Raw genomic sequence first — 19074 nt, 5'->3', positions numbered from 1 at the left:
AGTATAATCATCACCTTATCGATTTCTAATTGCAGAGAGACAGAGTATGAAGTTAGTGTCATGGAACGTAAATGGAGTGAGGGCGGTACTGAAAAAAGATTTTTGGGGATCTTTTTCCGCTCTAGACTGTGATGTTCTTTGCTTGCAAGAGACTAAGGCGCAAGATGAACAAGTCCTTGAGGCCTTACAAGATTTATCAGGCTACGAGATATTCACTAATTCAGCGATAAAAAAAGGTTACTCGGGTACAGCAATAATCACTCGTAAAGCACCATTGAGCGTGAGTAAAGATATTCAAATAGAAGAGCATGACCAAGAAGGGCGTGTTTTGTGTGCAGAGTTTGAAGACTATTATTTAGTAACTGTTTATACGCCAAATTCGGGAAGCGCCTTAAAACGTCTGAGCTATCGCCAGCAATGGGATGCAGACTTTTTAAACTATTTAAAAGAGTTAGAGAAAGGCAAGCCTGTTGTCGTTTGTGGGGATTTAAACGTAGCGCACAAAGATATTGATTTGGCGCGTCCAAAACCAAATTACAACAAAAGTGCAGGTTACATGCAGGAAGAAATTGATGGCATCGATAACTTGTGTGCCGCAGGCTTTGTCGATACATTTCGCTTACTACATCACGAAGAAGCTAAGTACACTTGGTGGAGTTACCGAGCAGGTGCTAGGGAGAGAAATGTAGGCTGGAGGATAGATTACTTTTTAGTTTCTCAGAGTATTAAAGATCGCGTGTCAAGCGCTGAAATACACAACGAAATTTACGGTTCGGATCATTGCCCTGTGAGTGTTACGATGGCCTAATCGCTAATAAGTGTCTAGCGCTACATTTTTTATTGTGGTGCTAGACACTTTTAGCATCGAAAACACGTTTTTTAAGCTTCGCCCTTCCAAATTTTTTCTTCAAGTTCACCCTGTATTTCGCAATCACTTTCGCTAAAGGTGATGGTTTGTTGTGATTTTCGCTTTTGTTGATAATCTTTAGTAACAGCGATAACAGTTGGGGTTAAGATCATAATTGCGATAACATTGACGACGGTCATTAAGCCTAATGCCATGTCGGCCATAGCCCAAACGGTCGGCAATGAAGCCATAGAGCCCCACACGATCATCATCAAGTATCCAGCTGTGAAAAGCGATTTACCGACTTTGTTATCTAGTTTGAATAGGTGTAAGTTACTCTCTCCATAGGCATAGTTGGCTACGACAGAGGTAAAGGAAAAGAAGCCAATAGCGGCGGCAACAAAGTCTCCTCCCATGCTACCCAAATGGCTTTCCATTGCTAGTTGCGTCAACTGTATACCTTGCATTTCACCTACTGAGGTGTCAGTGCCCAGCAATATAATAAAAGCCGTTGCTGTACACAAAATCATGGTATCAAAGAATACCCCTAGCATTTGCACGTAGCCCTGAGATACGGGGTGATTGGGTACGGGGGAGGCACTAGCTGCTGCTTGTGGCACACTTCCTGAACCTGCTTCATTTGAATATAAACCACGCTGAATACCATTCTTCACGGCTGCGGCAAATGCACCTGCTGCTGCTTCTTGCAAGCCAAAAGCAGACAAGAAGATATCTGCTATGACACCTGGCAGCAGTTGAATATTAAGTAAAGTGATAATTAAAGCGACTAGTACATAGGTAATGCCCATAAAAGGCACGACCCATTCGGCAAACTTTGCAATCGCGCGCAAACCGCCTATCACGATCAAACCAGCAACCAGAGCAATGACTAGCCCCGTATAATGAGTTGGGATGCCGTAACTGTTGTTTATGGCATCGGTAATGGTATTTGCTTGTACCGCACTAAAAACGAAACCATAACCAAAAAACAGACAGAGCGCGAACAGGATAGAGAACCAAGAGTTTTTAATGCCTTGTTTAATGTAATAGGCTGGACCGCCTCGATATTGACCATTTGCATCGCGTATTTTGTAAGTTTGACCAAGCACACTTTCGGCATAACCGGTTGCCATACCCAAAAAAGCAATCACCCACATCCAAAATATTGCACCCGCGCCACCAAGTGAAATAGCGACAGCCACACCTGCTAAGTTTCCGGTACCGACTCGTGCTGATAGGCTGGTGCAAAGCGCTTGAAAAGAGCTAATGCCAGATTCGTCATCTTTGTTACTATTTTTTAGCAAGCTAAACATGTGCTTGAAGTCGAGTAACTGCACAAATTTAAGTCTAACAGTAAACCAAATGCCACAAATCAATAGCATGTATATGAGTACTTGGCCTTGACCCCAAAGAATATTATTAACGAAGGCGACAACGTCATTTATCACTGAGAATTCCTATTATTGTTATTATTTTATGGTGGACATGCACTTTGCTTGAAAGTGACTGACTTCGATACTGCCTTCAAAATACCACAACAGTCTTTTCAGGTGTAGTGTCAATTTATCTTTACTAAAGATAAAGTACAGTGAAAAGCATTATTGAAGTGAATGTGTATGAATAAAAATGGCTGGGGTAGCAGGACTCGAACCTACGAATGGCGGGATCAAAACCCGCTGCCTTACCAACTTGGCTATACCCCAGTAGAGGTGTTAAGAGGTATCTGAGTAAATATCCAAAAGTGGCTGGGGTAGCAGGACTCGAACCTACGAATGGCGGGATCAAAACCCGCTGCCTTACCAACTTGGCTATACCCCAACTTTTGGTGCGGAAGGAGAGACTTGAACTCTCACGCCGTGAAGCACTGGAACCTAAATCCAGCGTGTCTACCAATTCCACCACTTCCGCATATTTACCTAAAAGCACTGATTAATTGGTGGCTACGGCGGGACTCGAACCTGCGACCCCATCATTATGAGTGATGTGCTCTAACCAGCTGAGCTACGTAGCCACATTTCTCTGTGCTTCCAGAGTGGCGCGTATTATGCTGATATGAGTGGTGGGCGTCAACCCTTTTTTGCAGTGCGTTGAATTGAGTGCATATTATCTGTACAGCTCATTTTTTGCTCCACGTGGCATAATGCCTTGAGTAATATTAAAGGCTTTCATTTGTTGGGCGATCTTCTCTCCAAGCGTGCCTTCTGGCATTGCCGGAACTCGTGCGTAATCTGTCTCATAGTTCGCCATGCTGAGCGTATCAGCGAAGCCGTCTACGTCTGCCATATTACCAAAATATCGGGTGGTGGCTGATAAAGACGCAATGGAAACGATGCTATTATTACGGGAGAAGCGGGCAAAACCTTTAAATCTAAACTTGTCTTCGACCAATCGGTTACTAAGATTAATTAAGGCGTCAACCAATGAATATAAAAAGTGATCTAAAGTCAGGCTCTCACACAAACATGTGAGGGTTGTTTCTTCACTTAACTCTGGCAGCTGGGTATGTGAACTTGGTTTCAACTTGAGTGCTACCGCGACGTTGTCGCCAGCTAATTTAACCATGTTTTCTAAGCTAAAACAGGCATGGTCATAGCGAAGCTGCGCTAATAAGCGTGATACATCACCTTCACTCAAGGCTTCGTTCTGGCTCTCTACATGCGTATGCTTAGACATGGCCATTAAAGGTAGGTCATGATGGCAACTAAATGGAGTAGTGACTACGCCATCATATCGCCATTTTATCAATTCTCTTATTTCGTGCTCTCTCGCTTTTTGAACCGCTAAAAATGCGGTTTGAATAATTTCGGAAGAGGGTTGATTGGATTCAATGCGCCATTTTCGGCCGTAGACAATTTTGGGTTCTTGCTGTTCGTGGGGCGTATAATTATCAGCACCGACAATACCGATTTGTAAATATATGCCAGCATTGTCCTCATCGACAAAGAACAAATACGCAGGGTCAAAATCTAAAAATGAGGCAATATGCTGTACTGAGCTTAAACTATGTTTATAGCTTAGGTAGTGCTGAGGAATACAATTTGTGCCGTCTTTTAAGGCTACTTTTGGCGCCCTAGGCAAAGGCATTTCGGCAGGAAGTAAAGAAATGTCTCTGTTCATAGTGTGTGTTTACTTTATATCTGTGTATTCGACCTGAATACAAACAAAATTATTTCAACAGTCTACGCAGAAAAATGGCTTCGGTTCATGACATGTGAGTTATTTCATCAAAATTTAATAGGGTCTGTTAACCTTTGGTGTGCAATTTTGCAGCGGTTTGTGCTTCATTTATACAATGCAAAGCGACTGTCATGTAGTTGTTCTACATCAACGAGCGATAAAGCAGTAGAAATGAAGCACAAGCCCTGCCCAGAAGGGTTCAATTATAGTCTATCTGCTCCTTGTTGCAGCCTTTTGACTTAAGCCATTAGGCCTGCAAGTCTGCGCCGCGATCAGATAGACTATAATTGAACAAAACTTGCACACCAAAGGTCAACAGACCCTAATCATGTAGGCGCAAAAAATGGAACGTTTACATATGAAAAGTGCAGAGCCTAGAAAGGGGAGTAGTTACTAAAACGAAAAACGCAGGGAGTACATCCATGTACGCTTAAATTTTTTATCCATGAAAAATATATTTTCGCTTTAGTAACTGCTCCCCTTTCGGGGCTCTGCACATTGTTTTTAAATGCGGCGTTTATACTTGTTGAGTACGGGTTAGTTAAACGTTAAACCTAAAATGAATCACATCACCATCTTTAACAAGGTACTCTTTACCCTCTAGCCGCCATTTACCTGCATCTTTAGCACCTTGCTCACCGTTGTGCTCAATGTAGTCATCATAGCCAACAATTTCGGCGCGAATAAATCCTTTTTCAAAGTCAGTATGAATTTTACCCGCTGCTTGCGGTGCCGTTGCACCCGTGGGGTAAGTCCATGCTCGTACCTCTTTAACACCAGCGGTAAAGTATGTTTGCAAGGTCAATAAATCATAACCGGCTCTAATGACGCGATTTAAGCCCGGCTCGTCTAGACCAAGTTCTTCCATAAAATCAGCTTTATCCTCTTCGTCAAGCTCAGCGATATCAGCTTCAATTGCCGCACAAACACTGACTACAACGGCGTTTTCTGCTTCGGCAATTGCCTTTACTTGCTCTAGGTATGGATTGTTTTCAAAGCCATCTTCATTGACATTGGCTACATACATTGTTGGTTTTAGCGTCAAGTAATTCATGTAACTGATGGCAGCAAGTTCTTCCTTGCTTAAGCTGAGTGCGCGAAGAAGGCCGCCTTCGTTTAGATGAGGTAGGAGTTTTTCAAGTACCTTTAACTCAAATTTTGCGTCTGCGTCTCCACCTTTAGCACGTTTACCTACACGAATAATGGCTTTTTCAGTTGTTTCTAAGTCGGCTAAAGCAAGCTCGGTATTGATCACATCTATATCTTCAGCCGGGTTAACTTTACCTGCAACATGCACAATGTTTGGGTCATCAAAACAGCGCACTACATGGCCAATCGCATCTGTTTCTCGAATGTTTGCTAGGAATTTATTTCCCAGCCCTTCACCTTTTGAAGCACCCGCCACTAAACCTGCTATATCGACAAATTCCATCGTAGTTGGGATCACTTTTTCTGGGTTGACGATGGCAGCTAATTTATCGAGTCGTACATCAGGAACAGGAACCACACCAGTGTTGGGTTCAATAGTACAAAAAGGGAAATTAGCTGCTTCGATACCAGCCTTAGTTAGTGCATTAAAAAGTGTTGATTTTCCAACATTAGGAAGGCCGACAATGCCACATTTAAATCCCATCTTTGGTTCCTGTAGTTATTCTGCTTTAAATGAATGTAATCGTTGTTGTGCGCTAAGTAAATCCTGTTTAATCAGAATCTCTACGCAACGCATTGCCTCATCGATAGCGGCAAGTATTTTTTCGTGTTCTTTGGCAGGGGCTTTACTTAATACGTGCCCCGTTACTTTTGACTTGTGGCCAGGGTGACCGATACCTATTCGTAGCCGTAGGAAATCTTTTTCATTTGCCATTGATCTTACAATGTCACGAATACCGTTTTGGCTGGAACTTCCCCCTACTTTAAATTTTGCGATACCTGGGTCAAAGTCTAATTCGTCGAACGCGACCAACATGGCTGAAGTAGGGATTTTGTAAAAACGGCACATAGCAGATACCGCTTGCCCACTTTTGTTCATGTAAGTAGTGGGGATGAGTAGTCGAATATCTTCGCCGTGTAAAGTAAGGCGCCCTGTAAAACCAAAAAACTTAGCCTCGTACTTCAAACTAAGATTAAAGCGAGAGGCTAAGTTTTCTACGAACATGGCACCTGCATTGTGCCGCGTATCTTTATATTCTGGGCCTGGATTTCCCAAGCCCACAATCAACTGCAAAGTCGACACTGATTATTCCTCAGCGCCCTCTGCATCGCCTTCAGCGTCGCTGTCAGAAGCGCCACCTTTAGCCGCTTTAACAGTCACTACTGCTAAGTCGTGGTCTTCACCTTTAGAAAGTTCAACCGACTCTACACCTGCTGGTAAAGTAATGTCTGATAAGTGAAGTGTTTGACCAAGTGCAACCTCAGCAAGATCAACTTCAATAAACTCAGGTAAATCTTTTGGCAGGCAAGTGATTTCGATATCGTTGATGTGATGCTCAGCGTGACCACCTTCTAGTTTGATACCTTTACAAGTGTCTTCATTAATAAAGTGCACAGGCACGTTAGTGTGGAGTTTTTCACCTGCAACTACACGTTGGAAATCGATGTGCGTGACTTTTGGTTTGTAAGCGTGACGTTGCATATCTTTTACTACCGCTTCAACGGCTTTGCCATCGATGTTGATAGTTAGTACATGAGAATAAAACGCTTCAAATTCTTGTGCTTGAATAACTTTGTTGTGTTCAAGCGTTAAAGCAACAGGCTCTTCACCAGCGCCATAAATGATCGCAGGTACTTTTCCCGCATGACGTAGGCGGCGGCTCGCACCTTTCCCCAAGTCTGTGCGGACTTCTGCGTCCAGAGTAAAAATAGCATCAGACATAATTGTCTCCAAATAAAATGGTTAATGTGATTTTGCGACCAAATCACAGAATGTAATGTTTTCAAGATGGTTTGTAGTTCGTGAATGAACCAATAATCCTGTACTTGAAAACCTTTAGTTATTCACCGCCGATTTACGCGGCGGCGCATTCTATCAATTTACAATGATGGATACAAACGAAACTTTATTAGGGGCTAGATAAAATGGGGCGGAAAGAAGCTGTAATAAATGGGGCGACTAAAATCAAAAAACCAGCAAGTATATCCATATACGCTTTAGTTTCTCATCCATGAGAAACAAATTTTAATTTTAGTCACCCCATTTATTACAGCTTCTTTCTGCCCCATTTTATCTGAACGCATAATTAAATTTTCAGTCTACAAATCCCGCGAAACGGGTTGTCTTTTGCTCTTGCTTTCAATTTCTTCAATAGCCAACACTTCAATCGGGATACCAAACTGTGTGGTTGTTGCAATTTGCGTGAGTTCACGTGCTTGTATGCGAACGCGAATGCCATCCCGTCTGTATGCTTCTTGAAGATTCATGGGGGTGTACTTGTTTCCTTTGCTATCAACGAAACCGTAAAAACCGCCTTCGAAGTGTTGATATTGAATCGTGCCTTTTAAGCTAAGAATGTCATTTGAGTTTTTGTCAGGTAGGTTTTCGATGGCCGATGAAGTCCTTGATTGCTGTGCCTGTGTTTCAGTTGAGTCAAGCCTATTTTCACAAGAAAATAGCAGTAAAATAAAACAGAATAATGTGATGGACTTCATCTTAAACCTTTCTGTACAAGTATTGACTAGGGTCTGTACACCAAAGGTCAACAGACCCTAGAGCGGATTGTTTACCAGTTGACGAGTAAGCTTGGGACACACTTTGTTATCCGAAAGTACACCAGAATAGGCATGTAACCAAAGTTGCTTGGTATGTGTTGCTGACTTAATCAAGTTGCTTTCAATTATACTCGCATTATTTACATTGACACCGCCACCGACAATAAGTTGTCTATTTTTAGGAAGTTTTTTTAGGATCCTATTTAAGTTATATAGTCCTATTGTTGCATTTTGTTTGCTTTGCCAAGGCGTACCACTGCTCAACAAACGCTTTACACCCATTTCTAGTAAGGTTGAAATGTCATTGTCGCCGTCATCCAATGCATCAAATGCTCGATGAAAACTAATGTTCAAATTACAATCTATTGCCTCTTTACATAAGCTCATCATTGCAGTTCTATCAACATTATTAGATCTGTTTAATATGCCAAATACGACGCCTTCAGCACCCGCATTGCTCGCGTCGCGTATCTGTGAACGCATCTGAGAAAGCTGTGCTTGAGTAACGGTAAAATCTGCATTGTGGAGACGTATCATTACCACCAATTCTGGCTTTTCAAAACTGAAAAAACGTCGCTTATCGACATAATTGCAAGCAGCTTCAACAGTTTTCATTGATGGCGTTAAACCATCTTCCACCATATTGTCACACAGCTCTACCCGCTTAACACCGCAGTCGATCAGTTTATCCAAATTCTCCAAACAGAGCATTTGGTTTTGTGTTTCTAAACAGATTTCGACATTCCGCAAGTGCTTTACCTGTTATATTGTCAATGTTCAGTAACGGATGTATTGGGTGTAGATTGCAATTGAAAACGCAAAGTACCACCTTTAACTAACTGCGTGTGGTCAACAAAAAAACTGTCGATTTTGGTGCTATTCAAATGCACTGACTCTATGAAAGGCTCGTCCTTCTGCTGACTTGAAGATTCAATAACTAAGGTGTTCCCCTCGTAGTATTTATCTGACAAACTTATCTCGATATGTTCAAACTGCGGCGTGACAATGGCGTACTCGGTGCTAGCTGGCGTTACAGGGTAAAGGCCAAGCATGCTAAAGGCCAGCCATGCTGACATTGTACCTGCGTCGTCGTTACCGGGTAAACCTGAAGGCTTATCTGCGTAGTATTTATTGATCAATTGCTTGACTTTCTTTTGACTCTTCCAAGCACTCCCTTCAACGTAATTGAATAAAAACGGGTAAGTGATATCAGGTTCGTTTGCCATGTCATAATTATTTGTTTCAAAACACCGCTGCAATTCGGCGAGAAATATGTCTGAACCACCCAGTGCTTCAATCAGTCCTGGCACATCATGGGGGACATAGAAACGATAATTCCAAGCATTTCCTTCAACATAACCAGGAGCGGGTTCAAAATTTCTACCTAACTCAGGATTATAGGGTGTAAACCATTCACCACTGCGAAATTTGGGGCGTAGCATACCAGTTTCAGGATCAAGTAAATGCTTGTACCCCAGTGATTTTTGATAGTAGCGCTTCGAATCATCAGGTTTACCCAATGCGTTGGCAAGTTGCGAGATTGCAAAATCAGCCAAATAATACTCTAAACTTGTGGACACACTGCCATCCCAACTACCTTCGTCATCAATTGGCACGTAAGCCAGTGAATTGTAGTCAACACTTTCAGGTCTGAGTGGGTTATTTTGTGATGTGTCGCTGCCCTTTTTCAGATAGCTATATGCTGACATGACATCAAAATCCGTAATTCCTTTTAGATAAGTGTCTGCAATCACTATCGCAGCCGGATCACCGACCATGACGTCGGTCTCCATACTGAGTAGTTCCCATTTAGGCATCCAACCACTTTCTTTAGCCATATCAACCATACTGTTTACCATTGCAGACTGCAATTCTGGGTAGACTAGACTTAAAAATGGGTGGACATTACGGTTAGTATCCCACAGAGAAAATGTCGTATATCTATCTTTTCCTTGGGTGTTACCAATCCTGTGTGATCCCATAATGGGGTATTCGCCATTGACGTCCTGCAATAGATTTGGATGGATTAGCATGTGATATAATGCGGTGTAAAACAAACGTTTGTTGAGCACTGTGCCTTTGACTTTTACGCGTGATAAAAGCTTGTTCCAAGCTGCTGTTGATTGCTCAAGAGTCCGGTCAAAATTAAACTTAGGCTGTTCTGCTTCTAAGTTTGCTCGCGCATTTTCGATGCTTACGTATGAAATTCCTACTTTTACTTCAATGCTTGTTGCTTGTTCATGTTGAAAAGTGAAATATGCACCTACATCATCGCCCGCCATAGCTTGAAAATAATTGTCGTATGTTTTGTAACTGTTATTGAACTTAACCCATTCAGCTTCAACGTTCTTATATTCCGGCATCTTTTTATACACACCTGAAGCAGAGGGTGATTGGCTCACTTGGGCGACAAAGTAAACAGGTCTGATGTCTTCTGGACGATAGCAAAAAGTACCAATCGTTCTGAATCCTTCTATTTCTGTATCAGACACCCGCTTGACCATTGCACCTGTTTCATTGCTCAGGCTTAAGCCAAGATTAAAAATGATATGGTTTTTGCCTGCAGGGAAATGATAGCGACTAATCCCAGAACGAGGAGTACTGGTGACTTCGGTTCTTATATTGTATTTGTTCAAATGGCTGCTGTAATAACCGGGCGAAGCCACTTCTTTAGTGTATGTGCTACCATATTTTTGCGGATCTAATTCCAATTCACCAGAGGTTGGCATGAGCAACAATGCGCCGAGTTCAGGGCAGCCTACACCGCTCAAATTGACATGGCTAAACCCAGTTAAAAAGGTATTCTCATGCACATAGGGGCGAGAGTGCCAGCTTTCATCTTTTTCAAATATGTTCCCTTCTTCTTTTCCAAAGGCAACATTAAAGGGAACGACAGATGCCATACCATGTGGGTATTGCGCGCCTGGATGCGTTGCACCAAAGTTACTCGTACCTATAAAGGGATTCACATATTGGGTGAGGGAGACTCGCTCTGTGCCTTTGTGTTCTGATACTTGTTCGTCAGACTGCGCGTGTAGACATAAGTTAAAAGAGACAAAACCAACTATTAACAAAAACAACTTTGCTTTGTTTTGCCGCCAAAATACCCGCTTATTTGCGTACATTCTTTTGTTCTTTTTGCGATCAGTTTTCATAAGGCTTATCACTCATTTCAAATTCTAGTTGTCCACCTTGCATCAATTGAGAATGAGAGATGCTGATTCCTTGGAGTTTTTCTCCATTAAATCGCACCGATTTGACATATACATTTTTAGCAGATTGGTGCTTAGCACTGATATGGAGTGTATTTCCGTTATCTAGCTGCCAGATAGCCTTGTTGATTTCTGGACTGCCAAGCACGTATTCACCAGAAACAGGATCGACGGGGTAAAAGCCTAAAGCGCTGAATAAGTACCAAGCCGACATTTGCCCAGCATCCTCGTTGCCACATAAGCCATCAGGCTCGGTTGAATAAAGTGTATCCATTATTTTTCTCACCAAAGCTTGGGTTTTGTGGCTTTGACCCACATACTGATATAAGTACGGAACATGGTGAGCTGGTTCGTTGCCATGAACATACTGTCCAATATAACCAGATATCCATTCTGGAAGTGCATTTTCGGCTTGTTCAATACTAAACATTTCATCTAATTTATCTGTAAATTTATCGTTTGAGCCATACAGTGATATCAAACCTTTTACATCATGCGGCACGAAAAAAGTGTATTGCCATGCGTTTGCCTCACAGTAGTCCTCGACTGGACGATAGGCGAGTGGATCAAATGGCACCCTAAACTCGCCATTTCGGCTTTTTGCCCTCATAAAACCACTTTCGAGGTCAAAATGCTGATGATAATTTAGTGAGCGCAAGCGAAATTTTTCTGCAATGGTTTTTTTATTGAGTGCAGCTGCTAGGCGATGTATTGCCCAATCATCAAAGGCGTATTCTAGAGTTTTTGATACGTTCCATTTGGTCTCTTCATATGGCACATAGCCGATGGATTGATAGCTTCCAATGCCGAAGTTCTCTTGTGTGGCACTAGCAATGGCAGCCTCTAAAAGACGTTCACCTGACAAATTCACTGTGCCCTTTAGATAGGCATCGACAAGCACAGGAACTGCATGATAACCCATCATCATATTGGTTTCGTTGCCCTGAAAATTCCATACTGGCAGCAGCCCCGTAACGTCGTAGTGAGCCATAAGAGAGTGCATCATTTCTGCATTGGTTTCAGGAGCGTAAAGCGTATTCCACGGGTGTAGTGCCCTAAATGTATCCCACAGTGAAAAGAATGAATAACGGCGTTTACCGTTCATTTTATGAATATTGCCATCTGGGCCTTTATACTCGCCGTTTACGTCAGAAAAAATACGTGGAGCGAGTGAGGCATGGTACAGTGCCGTGTAAAACTGAATCATATTGTCATCAGAAGCACTGACTTGGATTTTGCCAAGTTGCTTTCGCCATGCCCGCTGCGCTTTACCTTTAATAGTTTCAAAGGTGTCGGAAGGAGAAATGTCAGCGTGAAAATTTTCTTTCGCGTTTTCTATGCTTACAGAGCTAATGGCCGTCATGACTTCAATTTGTTTTTTTTCTGACGAGTTAAAGCTGAATAAGCCTAGGGTGTCGTTTTTATCTTCGACTAATTCATGCGTGTCAATCGCCTGAGAAAATCGCGTGTAAAAGTATACGCGTTGATCTTTTGCCCAACCTGTGGAGAGTCGATAACCTTGTATGGTGAATGGGTCGATTACCTCAATTTCGCTAGCGACTGTATCATCCCAGTTTCTGCTGTAGCCAAGATCGAGTCTAATGTGCGCGGTTTTTTTTGTATCATTAAAAGTGTAACGTTGGGCGCCCGTTCGCAATGCCGATGTCAGTTCAACATCAATATCGTAGTCAAGCAAGTGAACCTTGTAGTAGCCAGGCGATGCCTCTTCCTGGGCATGACTAAACTTTGAATGGACGACAGGCCTCCCTAAAATATCGTCCAATACTTTTTCTTGAGTGGGCAAGGTTACTGGCATAAAAAGAATATCATACAAATCGCCTGCGCCAGTGCCGCTCAGATGCTGATGCGCAAAGCCAGCAATCACATTATCAGGGTAAAAGTATCCCGATATCCAATCCCAGCCATTTCTTCCATTGTTAGGGGACAGTTGAACTCTGCCGTAAGGAACGGTAGCACCAGGATACGTTTTTCCTTTGCCGTCTGTACCAATAAAAGGGTCAACAAATTTAAGTGGATCGAAACCTGTTTGTTTTGTCTGTACTGGCTCAACCGTGGTTTGTTGAGACTGACAGCTAAATAGTGCCAATACTATCAGAACCAACGAACATAGGCGGAAGAGCAGGGGTAAAAGGTAGTGCATTAGTATCTGCTACCTATTAGCAAAACTAGTTTGTAACATTAGACTGTCAGCTTCATCAATAACTCTCAGTACTTCTGCGCATGCACAGATAGTATGGTAATCACACTTTGCCCCAGCACTACTTTTTTCGTCACTAATCTTCGCATTGTCTCTTTGTAATATTCTGAACCAAGCACCATGTGTGTGATCAATCATATTATCCCAACAATATTGCCAAAGTTTATTATAAGCATTTAAGAAAGTTGTATTCCCAGTTTGCTTGTATAACATGGCCGCAGCAGCAATACTCTCAGCTTGTACCCAAAAATACTTGTCTTCATCACACCATTCGTCTTGAGGAGTAAAACCATATATCAGGCCGCCGTATTTTTCATCCCAAGCGGTTTGGTAAGCAATATCAAACAGTGACGTCGCTTTTTCAACATAGCGGTTTAGTGGGCGATACCGATGCAGTGATAACAATAACTTCGTCCACTCAGTTTGGTGCCCAGGCTGGAATCCCCAAGGTCGGTAAAGGTTTTTAGGGTCGTTTTTATTGTAATCCCAATCAGGAGAGAAAGTTTTAGAATAGTGCTCCCAAACTAAACCGTCTGTAAGTTGGGCTTGACGAAAACAAATGTTGTTTGCTAATTGTTCCGCTTTGTCTAAGTACTGTTCATGCTGAGTTGCCTCATATGCCAAAATCATCGCTTCGCACAGATGCATATTTGAATTTTGTCCACGATAGTCGCTGAGGATTCCAGTAGCGCTAATTTCGTCTGCATACAGCCCGTATTCATTTTGCCAGAACCGCTTTTCTAGCAGTGAATACACTGCGGAAATTTTATCTTCACAGCGAATTACGTCATATTTTTGCAAGGCTGCATAAGCAAGTAGCACAAAAGCGTAGCCATATGCTTGTTGGGTCATGTCTAGCACTTCGTTGTCTTGTAGGGTCCAAGCATACATCTCTTTGTCTTTTTGCCAGTGGACATTTTCGACAAATGCAATACCGCGCAAAGCTCGCTGTTTGTATTCCTCTTTTCCAAACAAAGAGTAAGCTAAAGAATAGTTAACAACTAAACGAGTACTGCTAACAAGTTGCTTGAATCCTTTATCAAATACAGTACCGTCATCTTTGTAGTTTTGGTAGTAACCGCCAGCCTCATCGTCTATGCGTGCGTCGTAAAAGGAGAGAATACTGGCGATATGCTCTATAATGAACTGTTTTTCTGAAAATTTGGGAGTCGGTGACATGATGTTGCTACCTATTGTGGTTCTTTACATACTGACTTATCAGTAAATGGAAAATGCTTGGAGACATCGGCTAGCTTTGGTAGAGCTGGAAATGCCCCTTGCTTAGCTACAGTGTGTGCTCCGCAGGCTATTGAAAATTTGAGAAAGCGCTGGAGACTGTCCTCATCAAGGTCAATGCCTTTAGTATTGTGTATAGACGACAAGCAGAACAAAAAACCACCAATAAAACTATCACCCCCACAAGTCGTATCAGATACAGTAGTGGGGGGCACGTCGACTTGCCCTGCATAATCACGGCTAAAGTACCTGACTGGATTTGCGCCGTCGGTGACGAGAATTAGTTGGCACTGTCGATTTTGGGCGAACAATTGTTGCAAGTATTCTCGTTCGCTTTTGTTGGATAAGTAGTCTAGTTCTTCTTTCGAAAATTTAATTACTTTAGCGTAGGAAAGCAGCTGATTTACGCTATACTTATCGGCTTTATTATTGTCCCATAAGTTGTGTCTGAGATTGACATCGACACTGACTATTGCATTGTTTTGTAAGGCAACAGAGGCGAGTGAGAAGGTAGTATTGGCGATCTCATTTGTAGTCAGCGTATTACTACATAAATGCAATATGTCTTGAGTTTCGCAAAGATCACTCGGAAACTGTTCGGCATTGACAAGGAGATCAGCGCTTGCAGAACGACAAAAAGAAAAGGAACGTTCCCCTTGAGTATCCAGACTTACAAAAGCCAAAGCCGTTTTAGCTGAAGGGTGAAATAGAGTGAATTTAGTATTTACGCCGTAGCGACTGAGTGCGTCTTTTAAATAATGACCGAAAGTATCGTCGCCAACTTGCCCTGCAAAAAATGCACTCCCGCCAAGTTTAGCTACTGCTACTGCTGCGTTTGCGGGAGCGCCACCGGGAAACTGATTAAAAACTGGAATGTTAAGCCCGTCGTGTACTTCGTTCGCTGTGTTTAAAAAATCAATAAGGGCTTCGCCAAAACATATTACTTTCTTCATAAGGTAACCGTATCGTTTGAAGATTTGTAATTTGCGCCTCTTATGGCGTACCAGAGGATATATGCATAACATACGGCAGGAACAATAAAGCTCCATTGTAAAGACACCTTGTCGGCAACAAAGCCTTGTATCATTGGAATTACAGCGCCTCCAACAATTGCCTGACAGAGAAAACCTGATCCTTTCCCTGTGTGTTCTCCCAAGCCTCGGATAGCTAAAGCAAAAATGGTAGGGAACATGATTGAGTTGAATAGTCCAACGAGTAATATGCTCCACATCGCTACCTTGCCATCGGTATTGATAGATACAATGATCATCACAATCGCGAGTATACTGTTGAATGCAAGTACATAAGTCGCTGAAATATATCGTGTTATCAGGGCGCCAGCAAAGCGACCAATCATTGCGGATAACCAATAATAAGAGACCATCTTACCGGCTGTCACTTTGTCCATGTTTAAACCTTCGAGTTGCAAAAAGTAGTTAACTAAGTAGCTACCGACAGCCACTTCTGCTCCCACGTACAGAAAGATACCGATCACACCGAAACTTAAATTTGGATGGCTTTTAATCGTAAGTGTTGTTGTTTTTGAAGACTCAATGAGGTGTTCTTTGATGTTCGGTAGTTTAAGGCGTGAAAAAACGACTGCTATAATTACAGCAAAGACTGCGATCAAAAGGTAAGGAATTTGCACCGCTGTTGGATCACCGCTACTTTGTTCGGACATGTTTGTAAGTATAAGTGTTGCGCCAAAGTATGGGCCAATAGTATGTCCGACCGAATTGGTTGCTTGCGCGAGATTTAGCCTACTGGCGGCGGTTTTTTCGGGTCCAAGAACTGCAACATATGGATTGGCACTCACTTGTAAAAATGCAATACCACTTGCAAGTACAAAAAGAGCGAATAAAAACAATGCATATATCTCGAGTGCGGCTGCAGGGTAAAAAAGGCAACAAGCCAAGGCGATTGTGAGTAGACCGATGATGATCCCCTTTTTGTAACCAATTTCGTCCAGTAGTTTTCCTGCAAATGGAGAGACAACAAAATAGGCAGCAAAGAAACAAAATTGCACGAGTCCAGCCTCTAAATATGAAAGACTAAATGCTGCTTTTAAAAAAGGTAATAAGATATCATTTAAAGCAGTAATAAAGCCCCATATAAAAAACAACGAGAACAAAGCACTAAGCGCGATTATCGCTACTTCTGTATTACTGCCGTTGCCAGCTGTATTGTTGGGTATTGTAGATTGCATACTTATTCCCTGATTTGCGTTGAATCTAAATGTAAAGACATAGAATAGGGGACAGAATCACTGGCTGTCGCCCAGCCTTTATTCGGGGTACTTTGCATATAGAAATCAATTTTAGCGCCACTTGTGAGTGTTTCGTGGCTAATCCAGCTTTTGTTGTGAGGCAAATCATTTATTGTCATATTCTTTATGTACACATTCTCTGAGCTGTTGTCATGAGCGGTGATTTCGACAGTATTACCGTTCTCCAGTTGCAAGCTTACCTTGTCAAATAGTGGACTGCCGATGACATACTGCGGCACGCCAGGTGTTACTGAGTAAAAACCTAGGGCACTCAATACGTACCAAGCAGATGTTTGTCCATTGTCTTCATCACCCGCATAGCCATCGGGCGTGGGGAGGTATAGCTTAGTCATCACTTCTCGCAATCTTGCTTGAGCTTTATAGGGTTGACGCGCGTGATTGTATAAATAGATCATGTGTTGTATGGGTTGGTTGCCATGTGCATAGTTGCCCATATTCACAATTTGCATCTCACGTATTTCGTGAATAGTAAATCCATAATAAGAATCGTCGAACAAAGGTGGCATAGTGAATACTTCATCCAACTTATCGATGAATGCCGCTTCGCCACCCATTAAATCAATAAGGCCTTGCACATCGTGAAATACTGACCAAGTATAATGCAGGGCGTTCCCCTCAGTGAAAGCGTCACCCCATTTCAGCGGGTTGAAAGGAGACTGAAAGCTTCCATCTGCATTTTTTCCTCGCATCCAACCGGTGTCTGAGTCAAATAGATGTTTATAGTTGAGGGACTGTTTGTAGAACTTTTGTGCGAGTTCATGTTTTCCCATTGCGGTAGCCATTTGGGCTATATTGAAGTCGGCAAAAGCATATTCGAGCGTTCTGGCTGCATTTTCGTGTATACCTACATCATAAGGTACGTAACCCAACTCGTTATAAAAGTTCAGGCCTTCTCTTCCTACTGAAGATACAGGGCGACCCTCTTCAACATTTGCGTTTTTTAGTACAGCCTCTAGAAGGATATCTGCATCGTAGTTTCTCATTCCTTTGATATAAGCATCCGCGATATTAATTGCTGAATTTGAACCGATCATCACGCCTCGATGCCCTGGGCTTGCCCACTCGGGTAACCATCCAGATTCATTATAGGTATTGACGAGTCCTTGCATAACTTGGTCGTTAAAGCTGGGGTACATGATGGTGAAAAATGGAAATACGGCTCTGAATGTGTCCCAAAATCCGTTATCTGTATACATATAACCTGGCAACACTTCTCCGTTATATGGACTATAGTGTACCAGTGAGTCGTTTTCGTCGAATTCATAAAAAGATCGAGGGAAAAGTAGTAAGCGATACAACGAGGAATAGAAGGTTTTTACTTTGTCTAAGTCAGCGCTTTCTATCTGTATTTTACTTAGTTCTTTTTGCCATACATCAAAGCCTTTTTGTTTTGTTGTGTCAAAATCGTCTTGGCCAATTTCTCTCGCTAAATTGAGCTCCGCTTGTTCTAAGCTGATGAAGGAAGACGCCACTTTCACATTAACTTGTTCGCCTCGTTTTGTCGAAAATTTCACGATCGCGCCAACATGATCACCCTCTTGCTCAAGTTTTTCGGGCGCAAGCTCCCAATCGTCTGTCCACGTCTGCGCTAGAGTAAAATCTTTGTCAAAATAAGCCACAAAGTAGTTGTGGAAGTTTTCAGGTACGCCACCATGATTGTTGCGCGCATAGCCAATTATTTTTCTTTCTTCTGGGATAACCTTTACATGTGACCCCTTGTGGAAAGCATCAAGCAAAATGTACGCATCTTGAGTTTCGGGGAAGGTAAAGCGAAACTGTGCAGCGCGCTCAGTTGGCGTAATTTCTGTCACAACATCGTAGTCAGCTAAATAGACAGAATAGTAGTGAGGCTGGACTGTTTCGGCTTTATGAGAAAACCATGATGCACGCGCTTCCTCTTCAAATTTCAATTCACCGGTCACTGGCATAAAGGAAAAGGCTGCATAGTCATTTAGCCAAGGGCTGGGCTGATGTGTTTGCTTAAATCCACGGATCGTATACTCATCGTATTTATAGGTCCAACCATCGCCCATTTTTGATGTCATAGGCGTCCAAAAATTCATGCCCCATGGTCTTGCTAAAGCAGGGTAGGTATTACCGTTGGATAAGATGAATTCAGAGTCGGTGCCGATTAGCGGGTTAACGTATTGTACCAAATTAGTTGAATCGACTAAATTAACGGGAGCGCGTACGGACATGGAATGCGTCGAAAATTCACTGGGTGTCGGTGCCTTGTTGCATCCAGACAAAGTAAGTAATGCCAACAGAACAGTGACTGTTCTATTTTTCATGTCGCTTTCCTCCAATTTTCGTCAAGCAGTCACTCAAGTATCTAGACATTGAATGAAATATGAACATATTTTATAAAACTAATGTAACCGATTGCATTCGT

General features: G+C 42.4%; 14 protein-coding genes and 4 tRNA genes. 1 reads left to right on the top strand and 17 read right to left on the bottom strand.

Annotation, left to right across the window (positions count from 1 at the left end):
- Window positions 1-46 precede the first annotated feature (46 nt).
- Window positions 47-808, top strand: coding sequence for an exodeoxyribonuclease III (locus ACFOHL_RS03215; RefSeq protein ID WP_376918753.1), 762 nt, complete (start codon window positions 47-49; stop codon window positions 806-808).
- Window positions 809-879: 71 nt separating this feature from the next.
- Here ACFOHL_RS03215 and ACFOHL_RS03210 read toward each other — a convergent pair whose 3' ends face one another.
- The 17 genes from ACFOHL_RS03210 to ACFOHL_RS03130 all read right to left on the bottom strand — a co-directional run bounded on the left by ACFOHL_RS03210 (window position 880) and on the right by ACFOHL_RS03130 (window position 18973).
- Window positions 880-2295: an alanine/glycine:cation symporter family protein gene (locus ACFOHL_RS03210; protein WP_376918752.1), complete on the bottom strand. Its 1416-nt coding sequence runs from the start codon at window positions 2293-2295 to the stop codon at window positions 880-882.
- A 179-nt stretch (window positions 2296-2474) separates the two neighbouring features.
- Window positions 2475-2550 (bottom strand) — tRNA-Gln (locus ACFOHL_RS03205).
- 39 nt (window positions 2551-2589) lie between these two features.
- Window positions 2590-2665 (bottom strand) — tRNA-Gln (locus tag ACFOHL_RS03200).
- 5 nt (window positions 2666-2670) lie between these two features.
- Window positions 2671-2755 (bottom strand) — tRNA-Leu (locus ACFOHL_RS03195).
- 26 nt (window positions 2756-2781) lie between these two features.
- A tRNA-Met gene (locus ACFOHL_RS03190) sits at window positions 2782-2858 on the bottom strand.
- 92 nt (window positions 2859-2950) lie between these two features.
- Window positions 2951-3964 carry a hypothetical protein gene (locus tag ACFOHL_RS03185; protein WP_376918751.1) on the bottom strand — a complete coding sequence of 338 codons (1014 nt, stop codon included), beginning with the start codon at window positions 3962-3964 and terminating at the stop codon, window positions 2951-2953.
- Window positions 3965-4565: 601 nt separating this feature from the next.
- The gene (gene ychF / locus ACFOHL_RS03180) at window positions 4566-5657 is read right to left on the bottom strand and encodes a redox-regulated ATPase YchF (protein WP_376918750.1); all 1092 of its coding nucleotides are present in this window, start codon (window positions 5655-5657) and stop codon (window positions 4566-4568) included.
- Window positions 5658-5672: 15 nt separating this feature from the next.
- Entirely contained in the window at window positions 5673-6257 is a 585-nt protein-coding gene (gene pth / locus ACFOHL_RS03175) for an aminoacyl-tRNA hydrolase (RefSeq protein WP_376918749.1), read from the bottom strand.
- Window positions 6258-6260: 3 nt separating this feature from the next.
- Entirely contained in the window at window positions 6261-6896 is a 636-nt protein-coding gene (locus tag ACFOHL_RS03170) for a 50S ribosomal protein L25/general stress protein Ctc (RefSeq protein ID WP_376918748.1), read from the bottom strand.
- A gap of 377 nt (window positions 6897-7273) precedes the next feature.
- Window positions 7274-7669, bottom strand: coding sequence for a hypothetical protein (locus tag ACFOHL_RS03165; RefSeq protein WP_376918747.1), 396 nt, complete (start codon window positions 7667-7669; stop codon window positions 7274-7276).
- Window positions 7670-7726: 57 nt separating this feature from the next.
- Window positions 7727-8479: a copper homeostasis protein CutC gene (locus ACFOHL_RS03160; protein ID WP_376918746.1), complete on the bottom strand. Its 753-nt coding sequence runs from the start codon at window positions 8477-8479 to the stop codon at window positions 7727-7729.
- A gap of 20 nt (window positions 8480-8499) precedes the next feature.
- Window positions 8500-10884, bottom strand: coding sequence for a GH92 family glycosyl hydrolase (locus ACFOHL_RS03155; RefSeq protein ID WP_376918745.1), 2385 nt, complete (start codon window positions 10882-10884; stop codon window positions 8500-8502).
- Complete coding sequence (locus ACFOHL_RS03150) at window positions 10874-13102, bottom strand: GH92 family glycosyl hydrolase (RefSeq protein WP_376918744.1); 2229 nt, start codon at window positions 13100-13102, stop codon at window positions 10874-10876. The genes ACFOHL_RS03155 and ACFOHL_RS03150 overlap by 11 nt, the downstream gene beginning before the upstream one ends.
- 9 nt (window positions 13103-13111) lie before the next feature.
- Window positions 13112-14338 (bottom strand): AGE family epimerase/isomerase, encoded by a 1227-nt coding sequence (locus tag ACFOHL_RS03145; RefSeq protein WP_376918743.1) that lies wholly within the window; start codon window positions 14336-14338, stop codon window positions 13112-13114.
- 11 nt (window positions 14339-14349) lie between these two features.
- Complete coding sequence (locus ACFOHL_RS03140) at window positions 14350-15348, bottom strand: carbohydrate kinase family protein (protein ID WP_376918742.1); 999 nt, start codon at window positions 15346-15348, stop codon at window positions 14350-14352.
- A complete protein-coding gene (locus tag ACFOHL_RS03135; RefSeq protein ID WP_376918741.1) occupies window positions 15345-16601 on the bottom strand; it encodes a sugar MFS transporter in 1257 nt (418 codons plus the stop codon). The genes ACFOHL_RS03140 and ACFOHL_RS03135 overlap by 4 nt, the downstream gene beginning before the upstream one ends.
- A gap of 2 nt (window positions 16602-16603) precedes the next feature.
- Window positions 16604-18973, bottom strand: coding sequence for a GH92 family glycosyl hydrolase (locus ACFOHL_RS03130; protein WP_376918740.1), 2370 nt, complete (start codon window positions 18971-18973; stop codon window positions 16604-16606).
- Between the last annotated feature and the right edge of the window lie 101 nt (window positions 18974-19074).

The sequence above is a fragment of the Agaribacter flavus genome (genome assembly GCF_042646125.1).
Classification (GTDB): domain Bacteria; phylum Pseudomonadota; class Gammaproteobacteria; order Enterobacterales; family Alteromonadaceae; genus Glaciecola; species Glaciecola flavus.
The sequence above is the reverse complement of the archived record's forward strand: the minus strand, read 5'-3'. Positions and strand labels throughout refer to the sequence as shown.

Excerpts from the sequence above, each read along its gene's own strand:
- ychF (WP_376918750.1), bottom strand. The coding sequence starts at position 5,657 with ATGGGATTTAAATGTGGCATTGTCGGCCTTCCTAATGTTGGAAAATCA.
- ACFOHL_RS03135 (WP_376918741.1), bottom strand. The coding sequence starts at position 16,601 with ATGCAATCTACAATACCCAACAATACAGCTGGCAACGGCAGTAATACA.
- ACFOHL_RS03140 (WP_376918742.1), bottom strand. The coding sequence starts at position 15,348 with ATGAAGAAAGTAATATGTTTTGGCGAAGCCCTTATTGATTTTTTAAAC.
- ACFOHL_RS03150 (WP_376918744.1), bottom strand. The coding sequence starts at position 13,102 with ATGCACTACCTTTTACCCCTGCTCTTCCGCCTATGTTCGTTGGTTCTG.
- ACFOHL_RS03155 (WP_376918745.1), bottom strand. The coding sequence starts at position 10,884 with ATGAAAACTGATCGCAAAAAGAACAAAAGAATGTACGCAAATAAGCGG.
- ACFOHL_RS03145 (WP_376918743.1), bottom strand. The coding sequence starts at position 14,338 with ATGTCACCGACTCCCAAATTTTCAGAAAAACAGTTCATTATAGAGCAT.
- ACFOHL_RS03165 (WP_376918747.1), bottom strand. The coding sequence starts at position 7,669 with ATGAAGTCCATCACATTATTCTGTTTTATTTTACTGCTATTTTCTTGT.
- ACFOHL_RS03130 (WP_376918740.1), bottom strand. The coding sequence starts at position 18,973 with ATGAAAAATAGAACAGTCACTGTTCTGTTGGCATTACTTACTTTGTCT.
- ACFOHL_RS03185 (WP_376918751.1), bottom strand. The coding sequence starts at position 3,964 with ATGAACAGAGACATTTCTTTACTTCCTGCCGAAATGCCTTTGCCTAGG.
- ACFOHL_RS03170 (WP_376918748.1), bottom strand. The coding sequence starts at position 6,896 with ATGTCTGATGCTATTTTTACTCTGGACGCAGAAGTCCGCACAGACTTG.
- ACFOHL_RS03215 (WP_376918753.1), top strand. The coding sequence starts at position 47 with ATGAAGTTAGTGTCATGGAACGTAAATGGAGTGAGGGCGGTACTGAAA.